Below are 14598 nucleotides of genomic sequence, written 5' to 3' on the forward strand. Positions count from 1 at the left end.
GCCCGGTATCATCGAGAAGCCATGGTTGATTCACTCCCCACGCTCATCATCGTCCCCGCGTGGAACGAAGAGCAGAACGTCGGCAACACGGTCCGCGAGATCATGAGTCTCGAGGCGGGCTACGACGTCGTCGTGGTCGATGACGGTTCCACCGACAGAACTGCGGAGGAGGCGCGGCAGGCGGGCGCGGACGTGCTGGTCCTGCCGTTCAACATGGGCGTGGGTGGCGCCATGCGCACGGGCTTCACCTACGCCCAGCGTCATGGATATGCCCGCGCGATCCAGGTGGACGCGGACGGCCAGCACAATCCCCAGGACATCGCCGTCGTGCTCGACGGCCTGCAGAGCGCAGACATCTCGATCGGCGCCCGCTTCGCGGAAGTCGGAGACTACAAGGCGCGCGGCCCGCGCCGATGGGCCATGAAGATGCTCGCCTCGGTACTGTCGAGGGTCGGCCGGACTCGCCTCACGGATGTCACTTCAGGGTTCCGAGCCGGGAACCGCCGGGCGATCGACCAGTACGTCCGCTACTACCCCGCGGAGTATCTCGGCGACACTGTCGACTCCCTGGTCAGTGCTCTCCATTCGGGCCTCACCGTAACCCAGGTCCCGGTCGCGATGCGGCCCCGCGCATATGGGCGCCCGAGCCAGAATCCCTTCGGCGCCACCGTATACCTACTGCGAACGACGTTCGCACTCACGCTCGCGCTCCTTCGCGGCAGCCGTTCCGGAAAGGCATCGGCATGATCATCGCCGCTGGCATCGCCTTCGCGCTCATCGTCGTCACCCTGATCATCGTGATGCTTCTGCGCCGTCAGCTCCGCGAGAAGTACGCGATCCTCTGGCTTCTCATCGGGATCACGATACTGATCCTGTCGATCTTCCCCTCGTTGCTGATCGGACTGTCCGCCTTCCTCGGCGTCGCTGTTCCGTCGAACCTCATCTTCGCTCTCTCGATCGTGCTGCTCGTCGGAGTGACGCTGCATCTATCCTGGGAGCTGTCGCAGGCGGAAGACGAGATCCGCCGCGTGGCCGAGGAGGTCGCGATCCTCCGGACTTCTGTCGAGAAGCTCGAAGCTCGCGGCGATACCGATGCACTCCCCGCCCCAGCGGACAGGATCTCGACACGGACCGACACGAATGACGAGCACTGACGGCGGGGGTTCGGCGCTGCGCTGGCTCCTGCTTTCGACGGCCGTCGCCGGCTTCCTCGGGTATGTGATCCAGGTCGCGGCGCCGCGCCTCCTGGACGGCTCCTCGTACGTCTCGTTCTCTGTGACGTGGTCGACCGTCTACCTCGGCGTGGCGGCGATGTCCGGGGTGCAGCAGGAGGTCGCTCGAGCAGCGCGCCCCTCGCGCGATCACAAGCCGAACACGGTCCTGCGCTCGTTCACACTCAGCGCGATCGCCGTCGTCATCGTCGTCGCGCTCGGCGTGGCCGCCTGGCTCACGGCGACCACTCTGCCCCTCCCCTTCGTCGCTCTCGGGACGGTACTGAGCATCGCGTTCGTCGGCTACCTCGTCAACGCCGTGCTCAGCGGCGCCCTCTATGGATTGCAACTCTGGCGCGGCGTTGCTCTCATCACTGCGCTCGACGCGGTTCTCCGCATCATCTTCCTCGCGGTGGCGTTCGCGCTGGGTGCTGACCCCCTGTGGCTCGGTCTCGGCATCGCCTTCCCGTTCGGGCTGTCCTTCGCCCTTGCTTGGCTCGTGCTGCGTCGGGGCGTCGTGGGCCGTTTCGCCCTGGACGTCGGCTTCGCGAAGCTGTCGCGCAACGTCCTCAGCACGGTGGGCGCTGCGGCGTGTAGCGGTGTGATGATCTCCGGTCTCCCGCTGCTCATCGGCGCGACTTCGGCGACGATCCCGGCATCGGCCGTCGGCGCGTTGCTCATGGCCATCAACCTCACGAGGGCCCCGATCGTCGTTCCGGTCGTGGCGATGCAGAGCTATCTGATCTCGGCGGTCTTCCGGGATCGCGATTCCGTGGCGCCGCGGCGTCTGTTCGGCCTCCTCGGGGTGGCGATCACGGTCATGGCCGCGCTGTCCGCGACGGCGTATTTCGTCGGTCCCTGGCTGGTCGCGCTGATCTCGGCGGGGTCTTTCGATATCGACGCCCATGTCATCGCAATCGTGGTGTTCAGCGCGGGCCTGGTCGCATTGATGTGCGTCACCGGCCCGGCCCTGGTCGCGCGCGGCGGTCACCTCGCGAACGTCGTCGGCTGGAGCCTGGCAGCTGCGCTGACCGTCGCGTGCCTCGTGCTCCCCGTCGACTTCACCGTCCGAACCCTACTCGCGCTCACTGCGCCGGCGATCGCAGGTCTCGCAGCCCACGTCATCGCGCTGCTCGGCGCGGCGCGGCGTACCCGACCCCCCGCGCCTGACGGCATGCCGTGTTGACTGCGACCCCTCGGCTAAGATGGTCGAGGCTCACGCCAGACCATCGTTCTCCCGATCCAGGAGCAAATCCATGACCGAAAGCCTGGCGCCGAAGCGCGCACTCATCACCGGAATCACCGGGCAGGACGGCAGCTACCTCGCTGAGCTCCTCCTCTCGAAGGGGTATGAGGTCCACGGCTTGATCCGTCGTTCTTCGTCGTTCAACACACAGCGCATCGACCACATCTACCAGCCCGCGCAGTCGGAGGACCACCGGCTGTTCCTGCACTTCGCGGATCTGGCGGACGGGTCGCGTCTGGTGACGCTCCTCAACGAGATCCAGCCCCATGAGGTCTACAACCTGGCTGCGCAGTCGCACGTCCGCGTGAGCTTCGACGAGCCCGAGTACACCGGCGACGTCACTGGCCTCGCGACGACTCGCCTTCTCGAGGCCATTCGCGCCGCCCACGTCGACTGCCGTTTCTACCAGGCGTCCAGCTCCGAGATGTTCGGCGCCACGCCGCCGCCGCAGAACGAAGAGACACCGTTCTACCCGCGCTCCCCGTACGGAGTCGCGAAGGTCTACTCCTACTGGATCACGCGCAATTACCGCGAGGCGTACGACCTGTTCGCTGTCAACGGCATCCTGTTCAATCACGAGTCTCCGCGCCGAGGCGGCACGTTCGTGACTCGCAAGATCACCCGCGCCGTCGCCCGCATCGCCGCCGGGCAGCAGAAGGAGCTCTACCTCGGCAACCTCGACTCCGTGCGCGACTGGGGCTACGCCCCCGAGTACGTCGAGGGCATGTGGCGCATGCTGCAGCACGACGAGCCGACCGACTATGTCCTGGCAACGAACACCGCGTACACGGTCAAGGACTTCCTGCGGTTCTCGTTCGAGCACGTGGGACTCGACTGGGAGAAGTACGTAAAGTTCGACGAGCGCTACCTCCGACCCACCGAGGTCGACGCCCTGATCGGCGACTACAGCCGTGCGAAGGATCTCCTCGGCTGGGAGCCCAAGGTGCTCACGCCGCGCCTCGCACAGATCATGGTGGATGCGGATGCCGCGACGCTTGAGGTCGAGGGACGCCACTACGTCGATCAGGTTCAGAGCTGACACGTGCGCGTATTGATCACCGGCGCCGGGGGGATGCTCGGCTCCAGTATCTCCGAGCGGTGGTCGTCTATTCGCCCGAAGGATGAGGTCGTCGCGCTTCGTCGAAGCGACGTCGACCTCCGCGACGCCGCGGCGACCGATCGTGTCATCCGGACGGCGAGACCCGATCTGATCGTCCACGCGGCGGCCGTCGTCGGCGGAATCGCCGACAAGCTCGCGCGCCCGCTCCCCTACCTCCTCGACAATCTCGCGGTCGACCGCGCGGTGATCGACGCGGCGGTGGCGAGCGACGTCTCCGGGATGCTCTACGTAGCGAGCGCCGCGGCCTATCCGGCGGCGGCGCAGAGCCCGATCGACGAGTCGCAGCTCTTCCACGGCGAATTGGAGTCCGCCAACGAGGGCTACGGGCTCGCGAAGCTCACCGGAATGACTGCCGTCCGCTATGCCGCGGCGCAGACCGGTCGGACCTACCGATCGATCCTGCCGTCCAATCTATACGGACCGAACGACACCTTTGCGTCCGATCGCGCCCACCTCATCGCGTCCACGCTGCGCAAGGCGCACGAGGCGAAGGCGGCCCGAGCGTCATCCGTCTCGGTCTGGGGCGACGGCACCGCACGGCGAGAGTTCACGTACGCGCCCGATCTCGCCGAGTGGCTGGTCGGTAGCGTCGACGACATGGCAGCCTGGCCGCCCATCATGAATGTCGGCGCCGGTACCGATCACAGCATCCGCGAGTTCTACGAGATCGCCTGCGAGGTGGTCGGTTTCGACGGCGACCTGGAGTTCGATATCACGCGTCCGAGCGGGGTTCCGCAGCGTCTGATCGACTCGTCCGTCGCCCGTAGCCACGGCTGGGCACCCACGACCGCGATGGCCGACGGCATGCGGTCGTGCTACGACTCTTACCTGAGACAGATTGCGAACGGAGAACTTCGATGACCTCTGCCGAACGGGCCTACCCCCTGGCCACAACGACCTGGGACGATGCCGAGTATGCGGCCATCCGCCGGGTCACCGATAGCGGACGCTTCACGATGGGTCCCCTCGTGAAAGAGTTCGAAGCGGGGTTCGCCGCTCACTTCGGCGCCCAGTTCGGCGTGATGGTGAACTCCGGCAGTTCGGCGAACCTCATCGCCGTGGCGGCCGCGGTTCTCGACCCCCGGATCGACCTCAACCGCGGCGACGAGGTGCTCGTCCCCGCGGTGTCGTGGCCCACCACCTACTACCCGCTGACGCAGTACGGTCTGCGGCCGCGCTTCGTCGACATCGACATCGACACGCTGAACGTCGACATGGACCTGCTCGAGGACGCGATCGGGCCGAAGACCAAGGCGGTGTTCGCCGTCAACCTGCTCGGCAACCCGAATGACTTCACGCGACTTCGCGCGATCTGCGATCGGCACGACTTGGTCCTGATGGAGGACAACTGCGAGTCCCTCGGCGCCGTCAGCGACGGGATCAACGCCGGAACCGCCGGCCTGGTCGGAACCTTCAGCTCTTTCTTCTCGCACCACATCGCCACCATGGAGGGCGGCGTGATCCTCACGGACGACGAGCAGATCTACCAGGAGATGCTCTCGCTGCGCTCCCACGGCTGGACCCGCGACCTACCCGACAACAATCACGTGCACGACAAGACGGGTAACGCGTGGGACGACCTGTTCCGTTTCGTGCTCCCCGGGTACAACGTACGCCCCCTCGAGATGGAGGGCGCACTGGGCATCGAGCAGCTCGCAAAGATCCCCGCTCTGATCTCCGGTCGCCGCGAGAACGCCAAGTACTTCGCGGAGCGATTCGCCGACATCTCCTCGGTACGACTCCAGAAGGAGACCGGGGAGAGCAGCTGGTTCGGCTTCTCCCTCGTTCTCGAGGACTCGCTCGCGGGGCGTCGCTCGGACCTCGTTGCGGCCTTCGCCGAGGCGCGGATCGAGTCCCGCCCGATCGTCGCGGGTAACTTCACCCGCAACCCGGTCATGACACATCTCGACGCCATCGTGCCGGACGCGTTGCCCGCGGCGGACAAGGTTCACACTGACGGGCTCTTCGTCGGCAACCACCACTACCCCGTCCGCGACGGCATCGACCTCGTCGCCGAGACGGTCGAGCGGGTCGCTCGCTCGTAGCTCTCAGCGCCTGCCGTCGCGAAGGGCACGCTCGAACGTCTCGAGCGTGCCCTTCGCCGTCCTCTCCCAGGAGAACAATGCGGCACGCTCGTATCCGCGACGGGTGAGGTCGAGCATCAGCTCGGGATCCGAGGCCGCGGTCGTCATCGCGTCGGCGATCGATCCGAGGTCGTTAGGGTCGATGAACAGCGCGACGTCGCCGACGACCTCACGGTAGACGGGGATGTCGCTGATCATCACCGGGAGCCCGGCCATCATGGCCTCGAGCGCGGGCAGCGAGAACCCATCCGCGAAGGACGGCATCGCGAGAGCCGTCGCGGTCGAGTAGAGCTCGCGCATCTCGTCCATATCGACCCAGGAGCGCAGGTCGACCCAGTCCTGCATGCCGGTCTCGGCCACGATCTCGATCAGCGGGTCGTCGCCGTGGCTGCCGGTGACGACGACGCGCGGGCGCACCTCGGGGTCGATCAGGGGCAGCGCCCGGATGAGCGACGGCCAGTTCTTGTGCGGTCGGCGGTTGCCGGTGGCCAGGATCATCGCGCCGCCGCTGGAGGCGCGGGAGCGGTCGACGCCCTGCAGCGGCGTCCCTGCGAGAGGAACCAGGTCGATGTGATCCGGGGCCACTTTGAGGTACCGGACGATGGCCTGCCGCGACACCTCGCTGATGGTCAGGATTCGCGAGGCGTTTCGAGCGGCCAGACGCTCCATGACCTTCACTGGAAGGGTGTACATCGGCGTCGACATGTACTGCGGGTGACTCCAGTACAACATGTCGTGCATGGAGATGACCGCCGGCATCTTCGTCCGAGCGGGCCCGAGCGTCATCGGGGAGTGAAGCAGATCTGCTCCGGCTGCGGCCGCCGCTCGGCCGCACCGCAGCTCGCCCCATGCCCACGTGAAACGGTTCTCTCCGCTGATACCCGAGGCGATCCCCTCACCAGGGAACCAGCTGCGGTCGAGCTCCCAGCCCTCGGCACTGAAGTACCCGATGTACTCATGCTCGGGGGCGAGTCGGCCGAGCTGCATGTACAGCTCTCGGGCATAGGTCTCCATTCCGCCCTTCTTGCCCGTCAGAGAGAGAAGGTCGACGAAGATGCGTGCCATGGAAGGTTTTCCTTTCGGAGGCTGTCACGCCGAAGGCGCTACGACGGCAGTGCGGGGACTCGTCCCGCGCCCCCGCACGCGGCGCATGCAGGGGCGCTCGATGAAGAACCAGCTGAGCATCGCCAGGACGACGGTACCGACGATGGTGATGAGGATGTAGATCGGCATCCCCCACCGGTCCCCGCCGAACAGGACGGTCAGCTGCTGGATCGGCCACGCATAGATGTAGAAGCCGTAGGAGATGTCGTTCTTGGCAATCCAGCGCGGCTGCGGGATCACCGTGGAAAGGTAGAGGAGCCCGTACGCCAGGAACGGTGAAGAGACTTGTCCTCCCCAATGCGGAATGAGCGCGATGGACGCAACCGCCAGCAGGAGCGATCCGATCGCCATCCACCGATTCACTCCGAGGCGCTCGATGACGAGGAACGCGACAGCCCCGCCGAGGAAGAACGGAAGCAACTTGAAGAGCAGAGCGAAACTGCCGTCCATCCCCAGTCGCTCGGTGAGGCCGATGTTCATCCAGACGAGAACGGAGACGAGGAAGGCGACGATCGCGGGCACGTACGATCGCCGGAAGAGCGCCCAAGCGCCGAGCAACCACACGATGAGGTAGCAGAGAAACTCGTAATAGAGAGTCCACAGCGAGCCGTTCCACGCATTCGGATACGGCACCGTGTTCAGCGTCGCCCCGATGTCGTAGGTCGTGATGTCGAGCGCCAGGTTGCCCCATATGTACTGCAGGGGCGTCACGGGAGTCGAGACGTATCCGGCGAGTGAGCCGTTCTCGACCAACGCGGCGATCGGGCCGAAGACCGCGGCGGTGACGATCAGACAGACGAGGAACGCGGGATATATCCGAGCGACCCGATGGAGCAGGTAGTCCCCCGCGCTGGTCCGGAAACGACTTCGGGTGATCAGGAAACCGCTCAGGACGAAGAAGCCGGCCACGGCCCACCCGCCGAGGTTCTCACCCTGAATTTGCGGTCCGACTCCCTGTCCGGCGATGTACCAGCTGTGCGCGAACAGAACCAGCGCCGCGAGGATGAGGCGGAAGAGGTTGAGACTGTTCTCCCGATACGGGAACGGAGACCCCGCCAAGGGGTGTCGGTCGGTCACTTCAAGAGATTCCGCGAAGCCATCTCGTCGAGAGACTTCTGATAGGTGTCTCCCTCCACCGGCTCGGTCTTGACCCAGTCCACGAAATGCTGCACTCCCGCGGAGAACGGCACTGCGGGACTGAACCCGAGGATCTCGCGCAGACGCGTCGTATCCGCGACGTTGTGACGGATGTCTCCCAGGCGATAATTGCCCGAGATGTGCGTCGGCACGTCGACGCCGAAGGCGCTGAACAGCGCTCCGACCACCTCGTTCACGCTCGTCGCGACCCCCGAGCCCACATTGAAGGTTCCTCCGGCGGCATGCGGGTGCGTCGCCCCGAGGAACGTGGCCTCGACGACGTCATCGATATACACGAAGTCCCGTGTCTCACGGCCATCCTCGAAGATGTTGATCGCTTTGCCCTGACGGATCAGCGTCGAGAAGATCGAGAGGATGCCCGTGTAAGGGTTCTTCAGGGATTGACCCGGGCCGTACACGTTCTGGTAGCGCAAGGAGACAGGCTCGATGCCGATCGTCGGAGCCACGGTCATGATGAGCGACTCCTGCGTCTGCTTGGTGATGCCGTAAACCGACGACGGGTGCAGCTTCGCATCCTCGTCCGTGGGGATCAGGGTGAGAGTTCCCTCGCCCTCGACATGCACGTCGAAGTCACCAGCGGCCATATCGGCGTCCGCGCGGTGCGCGGGATACACGACCCGCCCATCGCTCGTGCGGTATGCGCCCTCGCCGTAGATCGAGCGCGACGAAGCCACAACGATGCGACGGACCGTGTGCTGCTCGTTTGCGAGGATGTTGAGGAGCTTGGCCGTTCCACCGACGTTGGTCTCGGCGTACCGATCGATCTCGTACATCGACTGCCCGGTGCCGGTCTCAGCGGCGAGGTGGACGACGACGGTCGCCCCGTGCAGCGCCCGACGAAGATCCTCGACGGAAGTCACGGTGCCCTCGACGACCTCTGCGACGCCGTCGAGCGATCGCAGGAGGGGAGACTGGGCGCGGGGGTCCTCCCCGTGCACCTGTGCGATCAGCGCGTCGAGGACCGTGACGGTGTGACCGGCGTCGACGAACCGACGCGCGAGTCGGGTTCCGATGAAACCGGCGCCCCCGGTGATGAGGATGTGTTCCGCCATGATTCTCTCTCCTGTGACTGTGTTCGACGCGCGGGCTCGGGAGCCCGTCAGAGTGCGAAGATGTGGGCCAGCGTCGATCTTAGCCCGGCGGACGTCCCGCTCCGGATGACCCCGGGCAGCTCGGCCACACCGTGCAGACGCGACATGAGGCGCACACGAGCAGTGATCTCGGTTCGACGCCACCCCTGTGTCCGCGCGAGTTCTGCAGCCTGCCGATAGTAGGTTCGTTCGTCGCGGAAACGACGCCCGTCGAGGAGCGTCTTCTGTGAGGCGCTGCCTCCATGACGGCGATAGGAGAAGGCCCGAGTGGGCGCATAAGCGAGTGTGCCGCCGTCGAACGCGATGTCCATGAGCAGGGCCAGATCCTGGATGATCGGTAATCCATCGCGGAAGTCGATGCGCTTGAGGGTCGCGGTTCGGAACGTCAACGACGGCCAGTAGAGCCAATCGCCCCGGATCAGACTGGTGGCCATGCGGTCACCGCGGAGCACGGCAACCCCGCTTCCCCCTTTCGGCGCCAACAGGCCCTGCTTCACTCGGTCGACAAGAGGCGATATCGCACGTCCCGCCTCATCGATCACGTCCACACCCGGCTGGATCACGTCCGCGTCGGGTACGCGGCCGATCACCTCGCGCACGACCTGCAGATAATTCGGGTGCATGAGGTCGTCGCAACCGAGGATGGTCACGAACTCGCTCCGCGCCTGCCTGATCGCTTCGCGGTAGTTCTCTGTGATGCCCAGATTGAGAGGGTTTCGCACGTACTCGATGCGGGGATCCCCGAGATCCGCGAAGAACGCCGGCACACTGTCATCCGGGTAGCAGTCGTCGATGACGACGAGGCGCCAGTCCTCCACTGTCTGCGCCTGCACCGAGCGAACGGTCTCGTACAGGAGCTCGGGGTCGCCCCAGAAGGGAACGAAGATCTCATGGGTCACGACACATCACATCCAGTCACACGGTACAGTCGCGCGTCGCCGACCTCGTCGACGAGCGTGACAGCTGAGGAGTCCTCGAGGTCGACCAGACCGACGTACTCGTGCTCGGCGCCATGGATCTCCTGCGTGCCGAAGTCCAGGACGTACAGCACATCGGCTCTCTCGATAGCGTCGCACACCGCGGTCCCGGGCCGCGCTTCAGCGAGGCGGTCGAGGATCAGCAGATCGTCGTCGGTGAAATCCATCAGCATGTGCGGCATCAGCACATCTCGATCGGAGAAGGCATAGGCGAGCCCGGCGCCGGTCCAGGCGCTGCCCACGATCGTGGAGCCCGGAGGGACCTCGCCGGGAAGCCGTTCCAGCAGCGTCTTCTCGTCCAGGGTGATCAGACGAGACTCGTCGGTGTACATGTAGACCGCGGACGCCATTCGGATGGCCTGGAGCGAGGCGTACGCCTGTCCCGCGATAACGAGCAAGATCGCGACGGCCGCCACCGCTATCAGGGATCTGCGCCGACCCGTGGTGCGGAGGCGATGTTCGAGCCATCGCACGAGAACGGCTGCTCCGAGCGCCGCGAGAGGGATGACCACGAGGGGGAGCAATGCGGCGAGCCGCGGAGCGTTGTTGTACCACGCAGCCGTCATCAGATCACGAAGCTGATGCCAGGGAAGGGCGCTGGCTACGACGTAGAGCGTGCCCACTGTGAGAAGCGCCGCCAGTGCGAGCACCTCAGGGACTCTGCGCTCCCGGACTGCGACGACCACGCCGATGGCGAGCAAGACGACGACTACCCACGGCACGTTGCCGTAGGTCGGCGCGACCGTGATGGCCTGGCCGATCGCCTGTGCCACCGACTGCTCGACAGGCCAACCGCGAGCCTCGGCGGCGGGCTTGAGCACCTTCCACGCGACGGCTGCGACGATCAGTGCCGCGCTCATAGCGATCAGGGCTCGGATCATCGACGCGCGTGGCGGACGGCGCGCCAGGAAACGGACGAAGGCGAGGACTCCCGTCAGCATCGCCAGGACCATCCACGCGACGAACGCCCCCGGGTGCGCCACCGCGATCCCGGGCAGAGCCCCCACCACCGCTACCGCAAGCGGGAGAACCGGGGGCACCGCGCGCTCACCGTGGAGGCCGAACATCGCGATCATCGCCGCCAGCGCGGCCGGTATGAGAGCTACGCCGAGCAGATACGGGTATAGGACCCCGTAGTCGAGCATCAGGATCGGGAACGCGGGGATCAGACCGGTCAATGCCCCGGCCGCGATCAGCACCGGACGCGTCCGCCCCATCAGCGTGCGCGTCAGGAGCAGCACCGTTGCGGGCCACACCATCGCAGCGACGACGACCGTCATCGCGTTCGACGCTGTCATGATCGACGCACCGGCGAGCTGGGACACGAGAGCGACAGAGGCGTGCCAACCGCTCGGGTAGAACCACACGCCGCCGTTGTCGCTCGTCATGGAGCCGACGGTCAACGGCGATGCGGAGCCCGTCTCGAGCACGTATCGCACCGCGTTCAGATGGAAGACGTTGTCGAAGGACTGCGAGATGTTGTCGGGAGAGCCGATGACCGCGACCACCTGCGCGCCGACGAGGATGGCGGCTCCAGCCAACACCCACGCCGTGAGGGTCGCCGATCTCGGCTGGCCGAGATCACGCTCCCCTGGATCCCTTCGCATGAACCGTCTGACGACGGCGGCGATGAGTCCCACGGCGAGCGCGGTGAGGCAGACGGGGAGCCATGACCACGCCATCCCGACCGCGGCGCTCCACAGCGCGGCGATCGCGATCACACTCATGGACGCCAGCGGTGCGAAGGCCCAAGCCCATAACCCTCGCAGAGACAGAAGCCGAGCAACCAGATACCCCGGCGCGAAGAGGAGGACGAAGGCGACGCCGAGCGCGGGAACCGCCGCGAGCCAGGTCATCGCGTCAGGCCGTCGGGGTAACGCACCTTCGGATTGAACGCGATTCCCTTGAGCCACCTGCCCAGCAGCTTCCCGCGCAGATCCAGCGGCACGCGGCCCCGGTGAAGACTCACGAACAGCCGGGCGCCGAACTCGAGGAAGTACAGCAGTCCGCGGTGGTGCAGCTGCCAGGAGGCCTCGTTGCGAACGCCGTAGGCGAACTTCCAGAGGCTCTTGCGGTCGACCATGGCGAAGTTCACTCCGCGGTTGTCACCCATGTCGTGGACCACGACGCTGTCCATCACCTGGACGCCGGGGCAGCGACGGGTGAGCCGGAGGGTGTACTCCCGGTCGTCGAACCAGATGAAGTACTCGGAGTACGGGAGGCCGTACTCCGCGATGGCCCATCGGGGGATCAGCACGGAGACGAACGAACACGCCGTCACCATGACGTTGTTCTGACCCTTGACCAGCAGACGCCCCCAGTCCCATGTCGGCACGGGGTTGTTCATCTCGCAGATGGAGCCGTCGGTGAACTCTACGACGGAGCAGGCGAAAGGAACATCGCCGCCGAGCTCCTCGACCGCCGCGTCGAAGCCGGAGACCAGTGTCGCCAACGCCTCGGGCCTCGGGTAGCAGTCATCGTCCATGATCCACACGTGGTCCGCTCCACTGGCGTACCCGCGCAGCATCCCCTCGGAGAACCCGCCCGCGCCGCCCGAGTTGGTCGACATCGTGACGACCTCCAGCGGCACAGAGGTCTCCAGCGAAGCCAGATACTCCGCCGTGCCGTCGGTGGACGCGTTGTCGATCACGAACAGCGTCTCCACGGGGTGGGTCTGCGCCTCGATCGACGCGATGACCGTCTTCAGCTTCTCCAGACGATTGAACGTGACGACGACACCTGCAACGCTCACCACGAGCCCACCTCTTTCTCGAACCACGAACTCGCCGACGGCTGCGCCAGCAGCTTCTTCTCGGCCTTGCGCTCAGCGCGCCACAACGCCTCGCGCGCCGCCTCGTCATCGACGAGAGGCAGCACGATCTCGGCGAGACGCCGTGCGGCGACTCTCGCGAAGCGGGGAACGAGAGCCTCGCGCGGGATCACGTCGCCCTGCGCGCCGACATCGGTCGAGACGACCGGCACGCCGTGGGCGATCGCCTCGAGTGTCGTGAGGGTGAGTCCCTCGTTGTGCGAGGACACCACCAGCAGGTGGGACTCGTCCAGCGTCTCCGTCACGGGGTGGGAGGAAGACCGTCGCACGATGTCCGCCGCGAGTCCTTCCGCGGCGATGATGTCGTCCACCCAGCTCGACAGCTCGCCGTCCCCGTGCAGGATGAATCTCAGGTCGCGGCCCTGCTGCTTCAGGCGACGCGCCATCGTGATGAAGACCTCGGGTGCCTTCTGCCTGGCCATCCGCCCGACGAACGCGAGCGTGAATGGTTCTTCGGGCTTGCGAGCGCGGAAAACGGCGTCCTTGGGCTTGACCGTGAGACCCCCCAGGGGTGCCATGACGATCCGATCTTCGGGGATCTGCTGTACGTCGGCGAGCCAACGCGCCAGGCTCGGCGAGATGACGTGGTGAGTCGTGATCGATCGTGATGCGATCGCACTGCTCAGCGGGTAGCCTCCGCCCCGGTACTCGACGATGTGCGTGCTGTCGACGATGGGGATGTCGGGCCGGGAGCCCGCGATCCACGCGACTCGGTCGTAGAGCCATTGGTTGTGATGGATGACGACGCCCCGGACGTCGAATGAGCGCAGTAGGCCCCGTAGCAGGGGCTCGACCCCCGCCGTCTGCGATACCACCGTCGGCTCGGAGAACGGGATGATGAGCGCTCCATCGAGCTCCGGCCTCGTGACCCACGGCTGATGCGAATCGCGATTCGTCAGGACGATGGGGAGGAACCCCGCCTCGCGGACCAGGCGGACCGTCTCGAACGCCCACAGTTCGGCTCCACCGAGCTCGAACCAGTGAATGCCGATGATGACAGCTCGGGGTGCGCCCTCCGGTGCCGGACCGACGGGGACGATCACGTCGTCCTCGTGTGCTCCGCCTGCGGTGAACTCGGCGGGGTAGTCGCGCGGTTCGATGGCGTTGTGCAGCCACTTGCGGAAGCGCAACAGCGAAAGGTCGCGGGCATCGTCGTACAGGAGAGGTGCACGCGACTTGACCGCTCTGGCCACCCGCCCGACGAGACCCGGACGAGGCGGGCGATACGGGTCAGCGGACAGGACCTCGTCCGACGACACGTGGAGGTGCCTGACGGGATGCGCGACGAGAGCCTGCGATGCGCTCTCCGTGTGCTCCGGGGTTCGCGGCTCGGGTGCGACGTCGCTCACGATGTCGAACGAGGCGATGCGTGATCTGTTGTGACGGGACATCCCATCGAAGGTGCTGTCGTCGGTGAGCCGAGGAGTGGTCTCCACCGATCCGTCGTACATGTTGATCCGCAGCGTCCGCCCCGGTGCCATGAGAGCGTGGAAGTTCAAAGCTCCGACGAGCAGACGACGTTCGCGAGAGGAGAGCTCCTCAGCGGTGCCCGGCTCGACGAATCGGAAGAGTGCCGGCTGATCGAGAGCTGTATGGATTGTCACGGATACGAGTTGCTTTCAGATCGACGGACGCACAAGACCTCCGGAATCCTATCAGCGGCCGCTCCGCCCGCTCTGCGAGGAGCCTGGGCATCTCTTCCCGATCCCACCTCGCTGCCAGGGTTCCCCGCGCGCGACTCGTATGATTGCTGACGGTGCGCACGAGACGGTGGGCG

Annotated in this window: 13 protein-coding genes; 6 read left to right on the plus strand and 7 right to left on the minus strand. The window is 65.9% G+C overall.

Features of this window, described 5'->3' with window-relative positions; genetic code table 11:
- Positions 1-21: 21 nt before the first annotated feature.
- From AUC47_RS08540 to AUC47_RS08565, 6 genes are all read left to right on the plus strand, one after another.
- Entirely contained in the window at positions 22-747 is a 726-nt protein-coding gene (locus AUC47_RS08540) for a glycosyltransferase family 2 protein (protein WP_096714779.1), read from the plus strand.
- Positions 744-1154, plus strand: coding sequence for a DUF2304 domain-containing protein (locus AUC47_RS08545; protein ID WP_096714780.1), 411 nt, complete (start codon positions 744-746; stop codon positions 1152-1154). The genes AUC47_RS08540 and AUC47_RS08545 overlap by 4 nt, the downstream gene beginning before the upstream one ends.
- Positions 1141-2397 (plus strand): hypothetical protein, encoded by a 1257-nt coding sequence (locus tag AUC47_RS08550; protein ID WP_096714781.1) that lies wholly within the window; start codon positions 1141-1143, stop codon positions 2395-2397. Before AUC47_RS08545 ends, AUC47_RS08550 begins: the two co-directional genes overlap by 14 nt.
- A 70-nt stretch (positions 2398-2467) precedes the next feature.
- Complete coding sequence (gene gmd, locus AUC47_RS08555; protein WP_096714782.1) at positions 2468-3496, plus strand: GDP-mannose 4,6-dehydratase; 1029 nt, start codon at positions 2468-2470, stop codon at positions 3494-3496.
- A gap of 3 nt (positions 3497-3499) precedes the next feature.
- Positions 3500-4438, plus strand: a complete 939-nt coding sequence (locus tag AUC47_RS08560; protein ID WP_143740715.1) for an NAD-dependent epimerase/dehydratase family protein — start codon at positions 3500-3502, stop codon at positions 4436-4438.
- Entirely contained in the window at positions 4435-5622 is a 1188-nt protein-coding gene (locus tag AUC47_RS08565) for a DegT/DnrJ/EryC1/StrS family aminotransferase (protein WP_096714784.1), read from the plus strand. The genes AUC47_RS08560 and AUC47_RS08565 overlap by 4 nt, the downstream gene beginning before the upstream one ends.
- Positions 5623-5625: 3 nt before the next feature.
- Here the strand turns inward: AUC47_RS08565 and AUC47_RS08570 are convergent, their stop codons facing one another.
- The 7 genes from AUC47_RS08570 to AUC47_RS08600 are packed head-to-tail and all read right to left on the minus strand — an operon-like array spanning position 5626 to position 14425.
- Positions 5626-6726 carry a glycosyltransferase family 4 protein gene (locus AUC47_RS08570; protein ID WP_096714785.1) on the minus strand — a complete coding sequence of 367 codons (1101 nt, stop codon included), beginning with the start codon at positions 6724-6726 and terminating at the stop codon, positions 5626-5628.
- A gap of 24 nt (positions 6727-6750) precedes the next feature.
- A complete protein-coding gene (locus tag AUC47_RS08575; RefSeq protein ID WP_179297566.1) occupies positions 6751-7842 on the minus strand; it encodes an acyltransferase family protein in 1092 nt (363 codons plus the stop codon).
- Positions 7839-8975: an NAD-dependent epimerase/dehydratase family protein gene (locus AUC47_RS08580; RefSeq protein WP_096714787.1), complete on the minus strand. Its 1137-nt coding sequence runs from the start codon at positions 8973-8975 to the stop codon at positions 7839-7841. Before AUC47_RS08580 ends, AUC47_RS08575 begins: the two co-directional genes overlap by 4 nt.
- A gap of 47 nt (positions 8976-9022) precedes the next feature.
- Positions 9023-9913 carry a glycosyltransferase gene (locus AUC47_RS08585; RefSeq protein ID WP_096714788.1) on the minus strand — a complete coding sequence of 297 codons (891 nt, stop codon included), beginning with the start codon at positions 9911-9913 and terminating at the stop codon, positions 9023-9025.
- Positions 9910-11847, minus strand: a complete 1938-nt coding sequence (locus AUC47_RS08590; RefSeq protein WP_096714789.1) for a DUF6541 family protein — start codon at positions 11845-11847, stop codon at positions 9910-9912. Before AUC47_RS08590 ends, AUC47_RS08585 begins: the two co-directional genes overlap by 4 nt.
- On the minus strand, positions 11844-12743 hold the full coding sequence (locus AUC47_RS08595) for a glycosyltransferase family 2 protein (RefSeq protein WP_256999490.1): 900 nt from the start codon (positions 12741-12743) through the stop codon (positions 11844-11846). Before AUC47_RS08595 ends, AUC47_RS08590 begins: the two co-directional genes overlap by 4 nt.
- The gene (locus AUC47_RS08600; RefSeq protein WP_096714791.1) at positions 12740-14425 is read right to left on the minus strand and encodes a glycosyltransferase; all 1686 of its coding nucleotides are present in this window, start codon (positions 14423-14425) and stop codon (positions 12740-12742) included. Before AUC47_RS08600 ends, AUC47_RS08595 begins: the two co-directional genes overlap by 4 nt.
- Between the last annotated feature and the right edge of the window lie 173 nt (positions 14426-14598).

The sequence above is a fragment of the Microbacterium sp. SZ1 genome (genome assembly GCF_002362255.1).
GTDB lineage: Bacteria > Actinomycetota > Actinomycetes > Actinomycetales > Microbacteriaceae > Microbacterium.